Raw genomic sequence first — 18,851 nt, 5'->3', positions numbered from 1 at the left:
AATCATGACTGTTATTAAGGCCCCTAAAAAGCTTATCGAAGTGGCGTTACCACTAGATTTTATAAACCACGCCGCATCTGCTGAAAAGTCAATTAGAAAAGGGCATCCCTCAACATTGCACATGTGGTGGGCACGTCGACCACTTCTCGCGGCTCGTGCAATTATTTTTTCCCAAATGGTAAACGATCCCGGCGGTGAACGAGGATGGGCCAAAGGAAAATCAAAAAAAATCTGCGAGGAAAAAAGGAATGAAATTTTTGGCGTCCTAGAAGAACTTTGCCAATGGAAAAACAATAATAATTCCGAAGTATTAAACCGTGCAAGGTCCCTAATTGTGGAGAGTTGGCGCGAGACATGCGAATTAAACGGGTTGAAATTTGACGACAAGGACTTAAATCTCGCCCTTTGGGACCCATTTTCTGGAGGAGGGGCTATTCCTTTAGAATCAAGTCGCTTAGGGCTTGATGTTTACGCTTCAGACTTAAATCCAATACCGGTTATGCTTGGCAAAGCGAGTCTTCAGATACCTGCGGAAATTTCGAAATATTCACCAATATCGCTGCAAAAAGGCCAAATGACAATCAAAAACCGTCATGGCTATGAAGAATTGGCACAAGATATCATTTTTTATGGGGAGTCATTACTAGAGAAAGCACGAAAATCTTTAGGCGACATTTATCCAAAGTATTACAACGAAAAAGATTCTACCTATGAAGACGTTATTTGCTGGATTTGGGCAAGAACTGTAAAAAGTCCCAGCCCTGCTTTTTCAGATTGTGATGTTCCACTCGTAAAGTCGTTTACTCTATCAACAAAAGGAGACGGCGTATATTTAAAACCAGTCATTAATAGAGAAGAAAGGAGTTGGCGCTTTGAAATCGTTAATAAATTTGACAAGCCTGAGCAAGCAGGAATTGTTGGAAGAAAAGGCGCAACATGTTTAATGTCTGGGAGTAACATTCCTCTTAAATATATCAGGGAGGAGGGGAAGCATGGCAGAATAGGCCATAAACTCATTGCAATAGTGACCAAAAAGAAGAAAGGGAGAGGGTACTATCCAGCCGACCCGAAACATGAGGAAATTGCGAATAACGTCGAAGTTAGCGACTTTCCCGTAGGTGAAATTGACCATTGGGCAGGATGTACGAACTCTGTCGTTTATGGAATGGATCGTTTTGAAAAGCTTTTTACCAACAGGCAACTTAAAACGCTGACCTATTTATGCGATGAGTTGAATAATATAAAATCAGAAATAATAGAAGATTTCCATTCGACCCACCCTGAAAGCTCCTGTGAGGCCAAGAATTATGCAAATTCAATATGCCTTTACATAGCATTTTCGATATCAAAAACGGCCAATAGAGCAAACTCGATTTCTGCATGGATGCCTTCTGTCGAATGCCCAGGCCATCTATTCTCTAAGCATGCGATTCCCATGAACTGGGACTACTCTGAAACAAACATACTGTATGGCCCGAGTGGTTCATTTTTATCTATGCTTACAACCACGGCTGACGGATTAAAAAATTGTTACACAAATTCAGAATCAAATTCAAAGGCCTTTTTTGCTGATGCAGCATCTTGTTCAGAAGTAAAAAATGTCGTTATATCCACAGACCCTCCTTATTATGACAACATCCCTTATTCAAATCTATCCGACTTTTTCTATATATGGCTCCGAAGGTCTTTGAAGGATATATCGCCTAGCCTTGTCCCAACGATGCTAACTCCCAAACAAGAAGAGCTAGTTGCAAATCAATTTAGACATGGTGGTAAGGAGCAGTCTGAGAACTTCTTCATGAATGGCATGAAGAGGACCTTTAAGAATCTTGCAAATGCATCGTCTGAATTTTATCCAATGACGATTTATTATGCATTTAAACAGTCAGAAACAAAGGCAGGAAGCACGACTTCCAAAGGTTGGGAAACATTTATAGAGTCGATTGTAGAGTCTGGGTTGATGATAACGGGGACATGGCCACTCAGGACAGAACGTGAAAATCGATCTCGTAACCAGGGTGCAAATGCTCTTGCGTCATCTATTGTATTGGTCTGTCGGAAACGTGAATCAGCCGCAGAGTCCATTTCTCGTCGTGACTTCCAGCGCCAGCTGCGGGCAGAAATGCCTGAAGCCCTAGAGACCATGATTGGCGGCCAAACAGGTCAAACACCAATTGCTCCAGTGGATCTCGCTCAGTCGGCTATTGGCCCTGGCATGGCCATCTACTCAAAGTACGAGGCAGTATTGAACCAGGACGGCACCCGCATGAGTGTCCACGATGCCCTGGTGCTGATTAACCGTGCGATTACTGAGTACTTAAGCCCGGATTCCGGCAGTTTCGATGCGGACACGCAGTTTTGCTCAAGTTGGTTTGAACAGTATGGCTGGAGCCATGGCCCGTTTGGCGAAGCAGACACTCTCGCCCGTGCCAAAGGCACCAGCGTGGATGGTGTAAAAGCCGCAGGCGTGGCTGAGTCCGGCAGCGGCAAGGTCCGCCTGCTACGCTGGAACGATTATGAGTCCGACTGGGATCCCACTAAGGATGATCGCACCCCCGTTTGGGAGGCCTGCCACCAGATGATCCGTCGCCTGAACAATAGCGGCGAGTCCGCTGCTGGGGAACTGCTGGCTAAGATGCCTGAAAAAGGCGAAGCCATCCGCCAACTGGCCTACCACTTGTATACCTTGTGCGAGCGCAAAAAGTGGGCTGAAGAGGCCCGCGCTTACAATGAATTAATCGCTTCGTGGCATGCAATTGTGGCGGCATCTCATGATGTCGGCCACAAAGGTGAACAAACCGGACTGGATTTTTAAGGAGTAATTCATGAGCTTGAAACCCTGGACCGAAATAGCCCGCCCACACAAAGACGTACTGGAGGGCTCCTTCAAACAGTCTGAGTTTGCCGCCGATATTACGCAGGTCGCCAGCGGAACTGCACCAGAAGAATATCAGAACGCGGAGATGTTCTTTTCACGTACCTACATCACCGAGGGCATGCGGCTGCTGCTGATTTCTGTGGCTCAACGATTAGCCGGTCAGGGCGGTGATCCCGTTGTGCAGCTGCAAACAGCATTCGGCGGTGGTAAAACCCACACCATGCTGGCGGTTTATCACCTGGCTAACCGTGAGGTCAGCACAGACAAACTCATGGGCGTTCCTCCAATTCTGGACGAGGCAGGCATCAGTGAACTACCGCGAGCCCGAATCGCTGTTCTTGATGGCATCCGCCAGTCTCCCAGCCAATCCAGCACTTATGGATCGATTACCGTAAATACGCTCTGGGGTGAGCTTGCTTGGCGGCTGCTCGGTCAAGAAGGCTATGCCTTAGTAGCAGACAGCGACGCGGACGGAACCTCTCCCGGCAAGGAAGTATTGAAAGAACTTCTTACCAGGGCTGCTCCGTGTGTGATCCTGGTTGACGAGCTTGTCGCCTATATACGTCAGCTGGAGTTAGGCAAGCAGTACAAAGGTGGCACTTTCGACAGCAATATCAGCTTTATTCAGGGGCTGACCGAAGCCCTCAAGGCCGTGCCTAACGCTATCCTGCTTGCCTCTTTGCCAGAATCTGAGCTTGAGGTTGGCGGCACAATGGGCCAGCGTGCTCTCAACTCCCTGGAAAAATACTTCGCCAGGGTGGAATCGGTCTGGAAGCCAGTGGGCTCAAGCGAGTCTTTTGAAATAGTTCGGAGGCGCCTGTTCGAAAGCTCTGGTGAACGCGGGGAAATAGAGGGAATCAGCCGCCAGTTCTCAGATTTTTATCGCCAGCATGCGGATAAGTTCCCGGTGGAAACTCAATCCAACGAATACTTTGAACGCATGTGCTCCTCGTACCCTATTCACCCCGAGGTATTCGACCGTCTGTATGAAGACTGGTCCACGCTCGACAAATTCCAGCGCACTCGGGGCGTATTGCAGTACATGGCTATTGTCATTCATCGGCTTTGGAACGATGGCAATAAAGACGCCCTCATCATGCCCGGTTCATTGCCATTGGACGATGCCAGCGTTCGCCACAAAAGCATTCATTATCTTGCTCAAGGCTGGGAGCCTGTCATCGAGAAAGAAGTTGATGGGCCTCGATCTGTTCCGGCTGATATTGATGGCCACCATACGCTGTTTGGCGGCGTTCAAGCTGCCCGTCGCACGGCACGTGCCATTTTCCTTGGCAGTGCGCCCTCATCTCAGGAACAGATGATTCGCGGCATTCAGACCGAGCGGATTTTGCTGGCAACTGTGCAGCCAGGACAAACCATTGGCGTATTCGAGGACGTACTCAAGCGCCTCAGAGATCGCTTGCACTACCTCTATGCAGAACAGGATCGCTACTGGCTCGACACCAAGCCCAACCTTCGTAGGGAAATGGAGAGCCGAAAGCAAAACATCAGTGAACGGGACGATTTGATTCCGCTACTTAAAGACCGGGTAAGCCGGGTATTTGGCCGGAATCACCAGTTTAGTGGAATCCATGTGTTCACGCCCTCTGCAGACGTCCCTGATGACTACGGCACGGGCCCTCGCTTGGTTGTACTGCCCACAAATGCCGGTTACAGCCGCACCGATACTAACCAGGCTTTCAGCGAGGCGGAAAAGATTCTGCGCAACCGTGGCGACCAACCTCGCCAAAAACAAAACCGGTTAATCTTCCTGGCACCAGATTTTGATGTCGTCAGCCGCCTGAAAGAACAGGCGCGCATTTATCTCGCCTGGCGTTCAATCGTGGCGGATATCGAAAGCGGGACACTCAATCAGGATTTGTCTCACCTGAACCAATCCAAGCGCAGTCGAGATGGTGCCGAACAGTCGCTAACCCAACTAATCAGGGAAACCTGGAAATGGCTTTTGGCTCCAGTCGAAGACTTTGTAAAAGGCCGCCCGGAACTTAAGTGGGAAGTCGTAGCCATCGCCCCGACAGCACAGAACCTTATTCAAAGCATTGAGGAGAAGCTTCGGGAAGAAGAGTGGATGGTGTACGAGTGGTCCCCAATCCATCTGCGCAAGGTCCTCGCGGACTGGTACCTGAAAGATGGGGTCACTGAAATCAGTGCCCTCAAGGTTTGGCAGGACTGTTGTCATTACCTTTACTTGCCTAGATTGGTTAACGACCAGGTATTCCGCAATGCCATCGCTGAGGGCGTCGAAACCGAGGACTTCTTTGGATTTGCAGCTGGTAAGGAAGGCGACCGCTACCTGGGATTCAGTTTTGGAAAGAATTCACTGGCATCACTCGACGAATCCTCACTACTGATCGACCGAGAGACGGCAGCGGCTTACGCAGAGACACTCCGAGCGGCCCAACAATCCGACCCTCAACCTGAGCACCCAGGCACCGGTGGAACTGGCTCAGGCAACACCTCTGGTCCCAGTGGTAGTGGCGACGCACTAACTCCGCCGACAGACCCCTTGAGTGTACATGGCGACAAAGGGCACGAGTCGACTGCTGCAAACAAAACACACTTCTACGGCACAGTGGATCTGGATGCGGTTAAAGCCAAAATGGACTTCGCAACTATTATGGATGAGGTGATCCAGCAGTTTACTGCTCAGGTTGGCGTTGATGTGACCATTTCCGTGGAAATTGAAGCCCGAAAGAAGGATGGATTCGACGAATCGCTACAGCGGACGATCAAGGAAAACTGCAATGTTTTGAAGTTTAAGTCTTCTGAATTTGAGGGGGATTGATCTGATTCATCAGTCTCCGCCAATCCAGGAGCACCATGCGGCGATAAAACGTAAATAAATATTCATAGCTGCCCATTCCATCGCAGGTGACCGTTCAGGCGGTCACCAAGCTCGATAGTTAGCCGACTCAAGGCTTGCCCCCATTTTCGGATTGGCACGGCCCATTGCTTTGAGGCTTTCTTGATTGCGAAGAGCGCCACCTCCGGTGCGGCACCTTCACTGGAGACCGACTTACGGCGTTTGGTGGATTTTCGGATAACGCTACCGAGTGGCCTCATGGCACTGTTGGTGTAAATCAACTTTTGGTTGATCGAGGCGACCAATTACAGTTCCTGACGACAAGCGACAGTACATTGATAGCCCCTCGCCACCAATAGAGCCATTCCAATGGGATGGTGCACGTTTACGAAATGGAGACCCATGACTTTATTGTAGCGTCGCTCCGAACATTCCAGATGACAACCAGAATACTGACAGAACGCCCGAATTTTCAGATTACCTAGCGAGAGCAACAGATTCCACTCCCCCAATTTTGCCCCCATTCAAGTACATCAGAGTATGGTTAAATCAGATGCCCCGACGGCCAAACCCACTAATAGTTAGATCTGATTCTACTTAGCCATACCTTGCACGGGTTCAATTCCCGCCGTCTCCACCAACCAAAACGAAAAAAGCCCCTGATTTCAGGGGCTTTTTTTTGTCTTTATCTCATCATAACGCCGACCCGCCCGTAGTTCTCATTAGCAGCACAACTGTTCACCCTGTTATCCGCAGTTAACACCATCGTGTCTAAAAACTTTACATATTTCTCGGGAAAGCCGAATGGGAGTTTTGCAAGCAACTCATAAATAGGGAAAAACAAATTATGGAGCGACTTATGCACATCTGTTCGGTAACTGAAACATTTTCTGCGGGAGCGCCCAGAGAGCGACAGTAACGAAGCCCACAGTGGCATCAACATTCACTGCGACACCCATTCTGGCACTTCTGCGATAAGCATTATGGGCTTCTGTTTCGGGACCCGGGATCTCTCCGGGTGAACAGTGGACGGCATTCCTGGCCAGGTATCGCGTAGCTTTGCTTGGCCCGAACGCTTCCCGCCATGGGCGGGCCTCGGCATGTTGGTGTTCTGATGAACTTAAAATCAATCGTTTTTGGTTTCTGTCTGCTCCCCACACTATCGATCTCAGCTGGTGAACCCCCGCCAACCCGATTCGACTCCAGCAACGACAACTACATTCTATCGGCTGACCTGGAGTTAGTTGGGGGAGTTTTCATTAACGACCATCTTGAACAAGGCACTGCGGGGCGCGAGAATCAGATCAAGATGACCCGCGCCTTGCTCGGCCTTGGCCTCCAGAAAAGCAGCTGGCAATCCCGCCTCGAACTTGTCGGCATTGGCGATGAGGTATACCAGGATCCCGATGACAGGGCCTACCAGGACATCTATCGCAATCTCGGCACCGATATTTACTATTACGGCGATTTCCCGGTCCGCGAAGTTTGGGTCGGTCAGGATCTGCGCTGGGTATTTTGGCGTGCAGGAAGGGTCATCAACCTGATAGGGGAGCCCCCGGGTGGTCGGTTTGACACTGCGGGTGAGTCGCCAAACGCCGTGCTTCTGGCCACGGGCCTCTTCAACGGCGTACAGGCCGGGGTGCGACTGAAGGATGAGCGGATCAACCTTTCAATAGGGATATTGGGCGGCAATGACCACCCAAGACTCGGTGCCAACAACTATCTTGACGGCAAATTAGACGTCAATGAGAAGGGGAATAATACCCCCGCGTTTGAGGTGTACACATCGTTCCAAGCTCTTGATAATCTCCGCCCCTACGCAGGTTACTTGTCCAACAAAACCGGATCAGCACCGGGGTCCTTCGAATCCGGGAAGCATAACGACATGCGCCTGGTTTATGGTGTTGATTACCAACCCTACCGGAGTAACCGAGTGGCGGTAGATATCGGGGCACAGGGCTTTCAGTTCACACGTGGGCTGACAGAAGCGGGCAGTCAGGGCGAGGCGACACCGTTAGAATCCTACGATATCGATCAGAATGGCTGGTTTGCCACCGTGAACCTGTCGTTTCCCGGCGCGGGGATCTCTATTCGCTACACCCGTGAGGAAATGGATCGGATGGATCCAATCGCCTGGCGTGACATCGCAAACTTTGATACGGATCATCCGGTCAACGACGCTCGCGAGACCCGAGACATCCTATCGGTCGAGAAAGCCTTCAAGTCCGGATTTTCTTTGCGTGGATTCTATCGCCAGGATGATGTTCCGTATCTAACCGGGGGCGACGAGGAGCTGGAGGACCGAGCGGGCCTCGTATTCAGCTACTACGTTACTCTGTAGTATCAGGCGCCCCCCTCTGGCGCTGTTTTCCGGCGAACAGAGATGGTAATTTCTCGCGATGCGCAACGGTAACGACCCCACCACCATGACCCAGCTTCTCGACCGCATTCGCGATTCAAGCGAGGGCTTGGAGCAGGTATCTGTGCGCGACATCCTGGAGGCCGTCGGGGAGCGGTCGTTCGGGCCGGTGGTGTTGTTGGCGGGGTTGATCACGCTGGCGCCGCTGGTCGGGGACATTCCCGGCGTGCCCACGCTGCTGGGACTGGTGGTGTTGCTGACGCTGGGGCAGCTTTTGTTCCGGCGGCACACCATCTGGCTACCAGACTGGATAGCGGGGCGTCAGGTGCCCCGGGCGAAACTGGTCAAAGGGGCAGACTGGCTGCGTAAACCGGCGCGGTTCCTGGACCGGGTCACCAAACCCCGGCTGACGCTGCTGGTCAACGGCCCCGGGCTCTATGTCATGGCGCTGCTGTGCATGCTGGTCGCGGCGGCCATGCCGGCGATGGAGGTGGTGCCGTTCAGTGCCAACGGTGGTGGTGCCGCCTTGATGGCATTCGGGCTGGCGATTGTAGCCCGTGACGGTCTGGTGGCACTGCTGGCCACCACGTTTACCGGGCTGACCTTCTGGGTCATTCTCAACAATCTGGCGTTCTGATCACTCCGAGGGGCCCGACTACCCGGGCTCACGGCTCTGCTGAAGATTGCGAAAGAACTGTTCCGAACGCGCGCGGATGTCCTCCAGCGTGGCCGCCCACGCTTCCCGGTGTTGCTCGAACGTGTCACCGCTGAGTTCGGCAAACCGCTGGCCGGTCTGCGCCAGGGTACGCGAGGCTTCAGCCAGTGTTTGCAGGGTGGGTTCGGCCAGGTTTTCTCCGCTGGTTTCCAGGACTTTTGCGGCCTGCTCCAGCGTCCTGCGATCGCTCTGCGGTGCCTGCCGATTCTCTTCAAGCGCACGGTTCATCGACTGCTCGAGCTCTGCCATGGCACCCTGCAGCATCCTGCCAAATTCGTTGACGGTCTCCTCCGTGCGGCGTGACATGTCCGTCGAGTACGCTTCCAACTCCCGCGCCATCTCGTTCAGGCGCTGTTGCATGTCATCGGAAGACGAGGTGAAACTGGCGGTAATGCGGTCGCTGATCTCGCTGAGCTGGCCCATCAGGTTGCTTAGTGGGGACGGGTTCATAATGGCGTCGCCGGTGCGACCGTAATCCACCAGCCATTGACCGTTGCGTTCCACCAGATAGGTAATCACTTCCCGACGCTCGTTGATACCGCCGTTTTCCGTCGGCAAGCGGGTCACGATCGTGGCGTCGGCGTTGTCGATCACCACCCGCCCGAACGACGGCACCACATCGGCCCAGTCACGTTCGAAACGGTCAAATTCTTTGGCATCGATCAGCGTGGAATAATCAACCACATCACTGACATCGTTATCAGCCATGGCCTGCCAGAAGGCGGCGGCCACGTCTTGCGGGGTATTGGGTTTACTGCAGGCGGCCACCATCACCGCCACCGACAACCAGACACACACTTTCAAGATACAACGCAGCATCCAACCCTTCCTCTGAAAACTGACCGGGCTGTTGATCATACACCGCTTACAGGTTGCAGGTCAGCTCAGCCAGTTCCTCGTCAAACACCCGCCGGTTCTCGCTATAATCCACCGGTACGTCCACCAGGTGCACGCCGCCGGCGCCGAGGGCAGCTTCCAGTGTGGGCCTGAGATCCTCGGTGCGGGCCACGCGGTGCCCGTTGGCGCCGTAGGATTCGGCGTACTTCACGAAGTCCGGGTTGCGGTAATCCAGACCATAATCCGCAAAGCCTTCCTGAGACTGCTTCCACTTGATCATGCCATAGGCGTTGTCGTTGATGATCAGCACCACGAGGTTCAGACCCAGGCGCACCGCGGTTTCCAGCTCCTGGCTATTCATCATGAAGCCGCCGTCGCCACAGATCGCCATCACCTTCTGGCGGGGATACAGCATGGCCGCCATCATGGCGCTGGGCAGGCCGGCGCCCATGGAGGCCAGCGCGTTATCCAGCAGTACAGTGTTGTTGTCATAGGCGGGATAGTTGCGGGCAAACCAGAGTTTGTACATGCCGTTATCAAGGGCAATGATGCCGTCTTCCGGTATCACCTGGCGTACGTCATGGACGATGCGCTGCGGGATCACCGGGAACCGCGGATCCTCACGCCGGGCGGCCAGGTGCTCATCGACCGCGGCTTTCACCTCCATGAAGCGACTGAAGTCGTGATTGCCGCAGGGTCCGCAATGTTCGGCCAGGTATTCCACGCTGTTGGCAATGTCGCCCACCACCTCATGCTGGGGGAAATAGACCGGGTCCACGTCGGCGCCGCTGAAATTGACGTGAATAACCTGCTTGCCACCGGGGGTCATGAAGAACGGCGGTTTCTCGACCACGTCGTGGCCAACATTGATCACCAGATCGGCGTGATCAATGGCACAATGCACGAAGTCTCCGGCCGACAGGGCTGCGTTGCCCAGGTATCGGGGATGGCGCTCGTCTACCACGCCCTTGCCCATCTGGGTGGTAAAGAAAGGAATGTTGCTGCTGTTGACCAGCTGTATCAGTGCTTGGGATACCCGCTTACGGTTGGCGCCGGCGCCAATCATGATCAGCGGGTGCCGGGCACTGCGGATCATCTCACAGGCTTTCTCCAGGCTCTTGGTGCTGGCCGTCGGCCGGCGGGCATCGCTGGGTTCGAAAATATGGGTGTCCGGCGCCGTCATTTCCGAGGCAATGTCTTCCGGCAGTTCGAGATGAACCGCCCCCGGGCGCTCCTCTGACGCCAGCCGGAAAGCCTCCCGCACTTTCGCGGGAACGGTGTTGGCGTTGCTGATCTGGCGTGTGTACTTGGTCAGCGGACGCATCAGGTCCACCACATCCAGAATCTGGAACAAACCCTGTTTCGAGGATTTGATGGGCTTCTGCCCCGAGATCATCATCATCGGCATGGCGCCGAGCTGGGCGTAAGCGGCGGCAGTCACCAGATTCGTCGCGCCCGGACCTAGAGTAGACAGACACACCCCCACACGCCCGGTCAGACGGCCGTAGGTAGCCGCCATAAAGCCAGCAGCCTGTTCATGGCGGTTCAGCACCAGGGTGATGCTGGACTCCCTGAGAGCTTCAAGGAAGGCGAGATTCTCCTCGCCCGGTACCGCGAAGATGGTTTGAACCCCTTCATTTTCCAAGGCACGCACGAAGATTTCGGCACCGTTCAGGTGCCTGATGCCAGTGCCGGTCATACCTTCTCCTGATCTGTGTTCCTGTTCCGGGCGGATCACGCCTCCGACGGTGGCGGCTCTGCCTGCAGTGCGATATCAGCAGGCACGCGATCACGGCCCCAGCTGTCGGAGACCCGATCGATCACGCGCTGCAGTTCGTCCCCCCCCACATCCGCCGGCTCGCCGCGCTCCAGGGGATCGTAGTGGTAGATGTAAAGCCTTGAGGCAAACTGCTCGAACGGCAAAGACGCTTCGCCGAAGCGCTCGCCCTGGCGGGCGGTACTGACCACCACGCCGTCGCCCCAATTCTGACCGCTGTCGTTGTTGGGGTTGAAGAAGTACACCCGCATGACCTCCTCCGGGTCCAATGCCACCCGCAGAATGGTGATGGCGTGCCAGCCGATGAAGCGGGCAGCGCTGTCTGTCACCGCCACGCCCGCCGGTTGCGGATGGATCAACGGCTGGTTGCCGTTGTAGTAGGGGTGATAACTGGCGTAGAAGTGGCGCAGAAAACCTCCCAGGTCCTGAAGGTTACCGGTTTCCACATCCACATTGATGGCAAATCCACGGCCGGCCGACCAGCCATGGAATTCCGGGTTGACCCACTTGTGCGGATCACCCGGGCGGTCCACACACAGCCGCCCCATTTCCGCGTAAATACGATCCAGGTGAGGCACCACCACCAGCGAGACCGGATCCAGATCGAGGGTAACTTCCGAGGCCACACCGCTCACGCTCTTCACCGACGACACCGGCTTGCCCTCGAAGTGCATAATGATTTCGTTGTCTCGCGCCGCCCAGGCCACCATCTGCAGAAGATAGTCGGGGTCGTTGTAGGCCCACATGGACAACGCCCGGGCCGACTGACAGGTCGGGTTATTGCCCTGCCCGACGCCCAGGGGCTGGCCCAGCATGTTCATCACGCCCTGGATCAGCCACGCACCGGGCTGCGGGGAGTGACCATAGGCCAGATGGATACGTTCGCTTGCCGCTGGGCAAATATTCAGCAGCACCTGCCGCCACAAGGCCGGCGCCACCGGCGGCTGGTACAGAATGCCCCGTTCCAGCATCAGCGCCAGACCATACAGGCCCTGGGCGGTCTCCGGGAAAACCCCCTCAACCACCAGCGCATGCACCAATTCCCTGTAGCACAACAGGCAGTCGCGGCCAGTGCTGGAGAGGCCCAGGGCTTCGGTCAGCAGTCTGTCCTGTTTGTCCAGAATATGGCGCACGAATGACGCGTGATACGGCGACACCAGACCGGTGTCATGCATGGACCGGGCAAAACCGGTGGCTTCGCTCTGCAGCGCGACCTCGTCCATGGACTGCAGCCGCTCTTCATAGACCGCAATGCCGGGATCCTCACGGCAGGCCTGGGTCGGGCCGTACAGGCTGGAGATCAGCCGTTCCGCGCCCTGCCCGGCGCCACCCAGGTCAATGTCCGGGTCGATGCGGCACAAGGCGATCTGAGTGATCATCTGGCGCACACTGGTGACCTGGATCGGTCGCTGCTGGAGAATTCGCCAGATTTCATCAATCAGGCGATCGATGACGTGTTCGTAGCCGATTTCCTGCGCCACATGCTGAATCACGCCCCGGCTGATCAGCGCCAGCTTGCCCTGCTCCCGCTCAGCCTCACCTTGCTCGCCGAACAACAGGCTCAGGTTGATGGCCAGCACCTGGGTCAGATAATGGTGGGCCTGCTCCGATGCCATGGAGGGGTGCAGGAATTCACCGTTGGCCACCGCCAGCAGCCGCAACTCGCTGATCGCTTCGATAACCACGGTGTCGGCGTTCGGGCTCTGCAAGGCACTGGTGGTCAGATACGGCAACAGGATAGTGGGCTCCGCCCAATCTGTGCCGGTGAACACGCCCGCTTGCTCCAGTTGTTCCGCCCGCGCCTGGATGGCTGCGAAGCCGCCGGGCTGCAGCAGCACCCGGCGGGCAAGGTCAAACAACCGCGGTAGCTTGCCCACCTTGGCAAACGGGCGACTTTCCGCCAGCGCCACTATGGCATCATCCAGCCGCTGTACCAGCTTGTCGAAATTCACAACCGGTACGGCGTTGCCAGCGTCGGTATCGCTCAAACTGTCTTCCTCAGGGTCTGGACCAGACCCGTTTCAGTTATTCCTTGCGGAATTATACATAGAAATCCAGTTCTTCCTGGTGCTTGAGGAGATCCCTCATCACGTAGGGGTCGTCCCCGAAAAAGTAGATCAGCCCCCAGTGGGTGCCGAATGCCGTGCGCTTGGTGACGGTTTCCTCCACCGGCGGGGTAAGCTCGTGGGTCTCGAAATACTCGTGATTCTCGGTTTCCTCGGGCATCTCCAGTTTGCTGACCACCCGGCGACGGGGGTACACGCCGAAGCAGCCGGCGTAGCCTTTGGCGTCCACCACCTCTTTCGGGAAGAACGCTTTGACTTCCTCGGGCGTGGTCTTCGGATCGAACGACAGAATCAGGCCCTGGTAGGCGTTGAATCCGTAAGCGCGCTCCAGCAACTCAAACACCTTGAAGCCCGGTGGGCGGTACGCCACTTCACCGAAATACATGGTGTTGTCACTGGTTACGAAGTACTCCGGGTGTACGAAGCCGAAGTCGATGTCGAAGGTTTTGATCAGCTTTTCAATCTCTGCCGTGATCTGCGCCCGATGTTTCTCAAGGTCCGGTGTGGCAGGCACAAACACCGAATAGCCCAGGGTCACGTACTCGGAAATGTTGAGGAAAGCGATCTTGCCGTTGTGAATCCAGGCCTCGACCGCGAACTCCCAACCGTCGAGGTGGGACTCCATCAGCACCGGGAATTCCTCATCCGGAATGGTGTCCACCTCATCCGGCGTACGGATCACCCGGTGGCCCAGACAGCCGGCCTTGTCGAAGGCTTTCAGGTGAATCGGGTCGTTGGGGTCGCCGTCCAGTTTCAGCAGGGTCTGGTTGACCCGCTTGAGGAAGCGCACCACATCCTCTTTGTCGTGTGCCTCTTCGAAAATACCCACGCGGATACCACCCAGCTGTGCCCGGCGTTTCATCAACGCCTTGTCACGCAACAGCATGGCCTGGCCAAACAGTCGGGGATTGTCGAGCAGCACCGAGTTGATGGCACCGGCCCACTCCACCGTTTCCTCGAACAGCGGAATCGACACATCCACACCCATTTCTTTCAGGGTCTGGGCGATCTCGAAGGAACGGTCGTTAAGGCGCTCGAAATTCCAGGGAACGTAGGGGATGTCGTGTTCTTTGCAGTAGGCTTCCGCCCAGTCGGGTGCAACCACCACATAGCGGCGGTCGAACTTGTCGGCTGCCTCAATGGCATTGAGGCTCCACCCCAACAGAGCGATATAGCCTTTTTCCGGATTGAACGTTTGCTCACTCACAGAAGAACTCCTTTCAGGATATGTGTCTCCTAACCTATAGAGTTTGGTGCAAATCGCAAATATTCCCAGCCGTAAAAAGCAGAAAAACACCATAAATACAGGCGCAAAGGCCAGTATTCATGGTGTTTCGAAGGTGGTTCGAGGCTTTTTAGATCAATTTTGACTATGAGGTCAATTTGAGCGTACTCAGCGTGCGTGCACGCACATTTCTGAGCAATTGTTCATCGTCAACCAGAGACTGGCCGTACGAGGGCACCATCTCTTTCATCCGCTCCTGCCACTGGGGCGTCTTGATCTTGTCAGCGAAGCAGCGCTCAATCACGTCGATCATCGCGTGGGCGGCGGTGGAAGCCCCGGGCGAGGCGCCTAACAGGGCCGCCAGGGTGCCGTCTTTCGCCGCCACAATCTCGGTGCCAAACTCCAGTTTGCCACCACCGCCGGGCACCTGTTTGATGATCTGAACCCGCTGGCCGGCACTTTGCAGGCGCCAGTCTTCCTCCCGGGCATCCGGGAAGAAGTTGCGCAGTGACTCCACCCGCTCGGCGTGGCTCTGGAACACCTCTCCGATCAGGTAGCGGGTCAGGTCCATGTTGCTCTTGCTCACCGACAGCATCGGGCGCAGGTTTTTCGGGTTCACCGATCCGAACAGGTCGAACACCGAACCCTGCTTCAGGAAGCGGGTGGTGAAGCCGGCAAACGGCCCGAACAGCAAGGCGGGCTCACCGTTGATAATACGTGTGTCCAGATGCGGCACAGACATGGGTGGCGCTCCGATGGGCGCTTTGCCATACACCTTGGAGTAATGCTGCTCGACGATCTCCTGTTTCTGACAGACCAGCCACTGCCCGCTGACCGGGAAGCCGCCGTAGCCTTTGGCTTCGTCAATATCGGATTTCTGCAGCATGGGCAAGGCACCGCCGCCCGCCCCGAGGAACACAAACCCGGCTTCCAGTTTGGTGGTAACGCCGGTTTTCTGATCCTTGACCCGTACCTTCCAGCGACCGTTGTCCCGCTTGGCCAGGTAGTGAACCGGGCTACTGAGCATCAGCTCGAAGTTGGGGGTACTTTCCAGGTACTTCACCATGCTGCGGGTGAGCGAGCCGAAGTCGACATCGGAGCCGTGCTTGATGCGGGTGGCCGCCACCCGTTGCATGGGATCACGGTGTTTGACCACCAGCGGCATCCACTCGGCCAGATCTTGCGGTGACTCGGTGTATTCCATCTCCCGGAACAGGTGATGGGCGCTGAGCTCCTCGAAACGGCGCTTGAGGAAAGCCACGTCCTTCTCGCCCCACACAAAGCTCTGGTGCGGCGTGCGGTTGATAAATGAGGACGGTTCCGGCAGTTTGCCCTGTTCCACCAGCCAGGACCAGAACTGCAGCGACACCTCGAACGAGGCGTTGATCTGCAGGGCCCGGTCAATGGTGACATCGCCGTTCTCGGATTCGGGGGTGTAGTTGAGTTCGCAGTATCCGGCATGACCGGTCCCTGCGTTATTCCATCCATCGGTGCTTTCATGGGCAACGTGATCGAGACGTTCCACCATGACGATGTCCAGTGATGGGTCCAGCTGCCTGAGCATCATGCCGAGGGTAGCGCTCATGACGCCCCCGCCGACCAGCACTACGTCTGCCTGTCTTACGGCCATTGGTCTTTACCCTGCTTGGTTTTGAGCCTGTCACCTCTCCACGATCAGCAGAGAGGCCTTTGGGAAGCCTGCAGAGCAAATAAGGTGATGGCCCGGCAGCGGCTTCCTGTCCGAATGTGTGGCGCAATTATCCTTTGTTTTGACCCAGGAATAAAATGCGTTCATCAACGGTTTGTTTTTGTCGCCCCGCCGTGGATCTGTCTGGCCACTGCTCTACCTACGAACACTAGCCGCCAGCGGGTCAAAGGTCTAAAATCCGCTCGCAATCACCCTCACCCGCTTACCCGAGTTCAGGATTCGCTATGCTCAGTCTCGAGCCCCTATTGATCATACTGGCCCTGCTGGCCTTGCTGGGCGTGATCTTCGAGGAAGCCATTCACGTCAACAAAGCCAAGATCACGCTGTTTTTCGGCACCCTGTGCTGGATGCTGCTGTTTCTGTTCAGCGACAACCCCGAAGAAACCTCAGCTATTTCGGCCGGTCTGGCAGAGAGCATCGCGGAGATTGCCGGTCTCTGGTTGTTCCTGGTGGCGGCCATGACGTTTGTCGCCTACCTGAACAAGAAAGGGATGATCGAGAATGTGGTGTACCTGATCATGCCGAAACAGGTCAGTGAGCGGAAGTTACTGTTTCTGACCGGCCTTTTCTGTTTCATCTTCTCGTCTCTGGCAGACAATATCACCGCCACTTTAGTCTCATGCTCCCTGATTCTCTCCCTTGATCTGGCGCTGAAAAAACGCATCCAGTTCATCACCCTGGTGGTGTTTGCGGTGAATTCCGGCGGCGTATCCCTGATTACCGGCGACGTCACCACGCTGATGATTTTCCTGGCAGACAAGGTGGAGATTCTCACACTGCTGACCCTCGCCATCCCAGCGTCCATCACGGTCTTCATACTCGCGGTATTCCTGTCCCGGGGCCTGACTGGCACCGTCACTCTCAAAACCACTGTCAGCGTGGTCCGGCCGGTGGACGTGGTGATCGGGGTGTTGTTCCTGCTGACCATCATGGCCACCATTACCGGCAATGCCCTGTTCAGTACGCCACCGGTACTGACTTTTCTGTTCGGCCTCTCGATCATGTTTCTGGTGTCGCGGTTCATGAGCGATGACACCGACCTGGACCCCATTCTGGAGTACATCCGCGTTATCGAGTTCGAGACCCTGCTGTTTTTCCTCGGCATCCTGCTGCTGGTGGGTATGCTCAAAGAAATCCAGGCGCTGCAGTCACTGGTGGCGATTTATGACTTACTTCCCCCGGTGGCCGCCAACTACCTGATGGGGATCTTTTCTGCAGTAATCGACAACGTTCCTTTGACTGCAGCACTGCTGAAGTCCGGTATCGAGATGACCGCCGGGGAATGGATGGGGCTGACCTACGCCGTTGGCGTGGGAGGCTCGCTGCTGGTGATAGGGTCGGCAGCCGGTATCGTCGCCATGAGCAAAATTCCCGGGCTGACCTTCGCTACGTATATGCGTTATCTTGGCCACCTCTTGCTGGCATACACCCTCGGTTACGCCGGGGTAATCCTTTTGGGTCGTTTCATTCATTGAGGTAAGTCTATGTTGATGGCCATTACCGCCATTCTTGCGGGCCTTGTACTGCTGGTATGGAGCGCCGACCGTTTCGTCGAGGGTGCGGCAGCCACTGCCAAACACCTCGGTATGCCATCGTTGCTGATCGGTATGGTCATTATCGGTTTCGGCACCTCGGCGCCGGAGCTGGCTGTGTCAGCCATGGCGGCGGCCGATGGCAACCCGGGGCTGGCGCTTGGCAACGGCTACGGTTCCAACATCACCAACATTGCCTTGATCGTGGGCCTGACCGCCCTGATCGCACCCATCGCGGTGCACTCCCAGGTGATCCGCAAGGAATTGCCCTTGCTGCTGGTGTTAACCGCCATCGCCGGCTACCAGCTGATCGACGGCGAGCTGACGCGACTGGACGGCTGGATTCTGCTGGCGGTGTTCGCCGCCGTGATGGGCTGGTCAATCTATCAGGGTATTCGCGGCAAGGGTGACAGCCTGGTGGGCGACACCGACGCGGAATTGGTGGCGCACCCGATGCCACTGAAGCTTGCGCTGATCTGGTTGGTGGTGGGCCTGGTGCTGCTGATCGTCAGTTCACGAATGCTGGTCTGGGGCGCGGTGACCATTGCGCAGAGCCTCGGGGTCAGCGATCTGATCATCGGGCTGACCATTGTCGCCATCGGCACATCACTGCCGGAGCTGGCGTCAGCGCTGGCCGCCGTCAAGAAGAACGAACACGACCTGATCCTCGGCAACATTGTCGGGTCGGGTATTTTCAATACTCTGGCAGTGGTGGGGCTGGCGGCTGCGATCGAACCGCTGGCGGTTGACCCGGAAGTGCTGTATCGGGACTGGACCCTGATGGCCGCACTGACCCTGGGTCTGCTGCTGATGGCGCTGGGGCTTACCGGCAAGCGCAAGCTGATCAGCCGACACAACGGTGCCCTGCTGGTTCTGGTGTACGTGGGCTACACCGGTTATCTGGCCTCCACCATCGTGGGCTGAAGCGCCCCG

The 18,851-nt window shown here is 55.7% G+C and carries 11 protein-coding genes; 6 read left to right on the top strand and 5 right to left on the bottom strand.

From position 1 onward, the window contains the following. The first annotated feature begins 4 nt into the window (after positions 1-4). The 4 genes from R0125_RS01595 (at position 5) to R0125_RS01580 (ending at position 8,695) form a co-directional block, all read left to right on the top strand. Positions 5-2,815 carry a DUF1156 domain-containing protein gene (locus R0125_RS01595; protein ID WP_317236902.1) on the top strand — a complete coding sequence of 937 codons (2,811 nt, stop codon included), beginning with the start codon at positions 5-7 and terminating at the stop codon, positions 2,813-2,815. Positions 2,816-2,825: 10 nt separating this feature from the next. Continuing rightward, a complete protein-coding gene (locus R0125_RS01590; protein WP_317236901.1) occupies positions 2,826-5,681 on the top strand; it encodes an ATP-binding protein in 2,856 nt (951 codons plus the stop codon). 1,132 nt (positions 5,682-6,813) lie between these two features. After that, entirely contained in the window at positions 6,814-8,040 is a 1,227-nt protein-coding gene (locus R0125_RS01585; RefSeq protein ID WP_317236900.1) for a hypothetical protein, read from the top strand. A 58-nt stretch (positions 8,041-8,098) separates the two neighbouring features. Further along, on the top strand, positions 8,099-8,695 hold the full coding sequence (locus R0125_RS01580; RefSeq protein WP_248181378.1) for an exopolysaccharide biosynthesis protein: 597 nt from the start codon (positions 8,099-8,101) through the stop codon (positions 8,693-8,695). Positions 8,696-8,713: 18 nt separating this feature from the next. Here the strand turns inward: R0125_RS01580 and R0125_RS01575 are convergent, their stop codons facing one another. The 5 genes from R0125_RS01575 to mqo all read right to left on the bottom strand — a co-directional run bounded on the left by R0125_RS01575 (position 8,714) and on the right by mqo (position 16,308). Next, on the bottom strand, positions 8,714-9,592 hold the full coding sequence (locus R0125_RS01575; protein ID WP_317236899.1) for a hypothetical protein: 879 nt from the start codon (positions 9,590-9,592) through the stop codon (positions 8,714-8,716). A 46-nt stretch (positions 9,593-9,638) separates the two neighbouring features. Further along, the gene (locus tag R0125_RS01570; RefSeq protein WP_317236898.1) at positions 9,639-11,309 is read right to left on the bottom strand and encodes an acetolactate synthase large subunit; all 1,671 of its coding nucleotides are present in this window, start codon (positions 11,307-11,309) and stop codon (positions 9,639-9,641) included. Positions 11,310-11,344: 35 nt separating this feature from the next. Continuing rightward, positions 11,345-13,375, bottom strand: coding sequence for a hypothetical protein (locus R0125_RS01565; RefSeq protein WP_317236897.1), 2,031 nt, complete (start codon positions 13,373-13,375; stop codon positions 11,345-11,347). Between the two features lie 52 nt (positions 13,376-13,427). Beyond that, positions 13,428-14,660 (bottom strand): carboxylate--amine ligase, encoded by a 1,233-nt coding sequence (locus R0125_RS01560; protein WP_317236896.1) that lies wholly within the window; start codon positions 14,658-14,660, stop codon positions 13,428-13,430. Between the two features lie 163 nt (positions 14,661-14,823). Continuing rightward, positions 14,824-16,308, bottom strand: a complete 1,485-nt coding sequence (gene mqo, locus R0125_RS01555; RefSeq protein WP_317236895.1) for a malate dehydrogenase (quinone) — start codon at positions 16,306-16,308, stop codon at positions 14,824-14,826. Positions 16,309-16,610: 302 nt separating this feature from the next. Between mqo and nhaD the strand changes: the two genes are divergently transcribed. Together nhaD and R0125_RS01545 are read left to right on the top strand one after the other, a co-directional pair. Beyond that, the gene (gene nhaD, locus R0125_RS01550) at positions 16,611-17,861 is read left to right on the top strand and encodes a sodium:proton antiporter NhaD (RefSeq protein ID WP_317236894.1); all 1,251 of its coding nucleotides are present in this window, start codon (positions 16,611-16,613) and stop codon (positions 17,859-17,861) included. Positions 17,862-17,870: 9 nt separating this feature from the next. Next, positions 17,871-18,842, top strand: a complete 972-nt coding sequence (locus R0125_RS01545) for a calcium/sodium antiporter (RefSeq protein ID WP_248181389.1) — start codon at positions 17,871-17,873, stop codon at positions 18,840-18,842. The last annotated feature ends 9 nt before the right edge of the window (positions 18,843-18,851 follow it).

Origin of the sequence: Marinobacter sp. M-5, from assembly GCF_032911545.1 — a bacterium.
In the GTDB taxonomy this organism is placed as follows: Bacteria; Pseudomonadota; Gammaproteobacteria; order Pseudomonadales; family Oleiphilaceae; genus Marinobacter; species Marinobacter goseongensis.
This window is presented reverse-complemented; position numbering and strand designations above follow the sequence as displayed.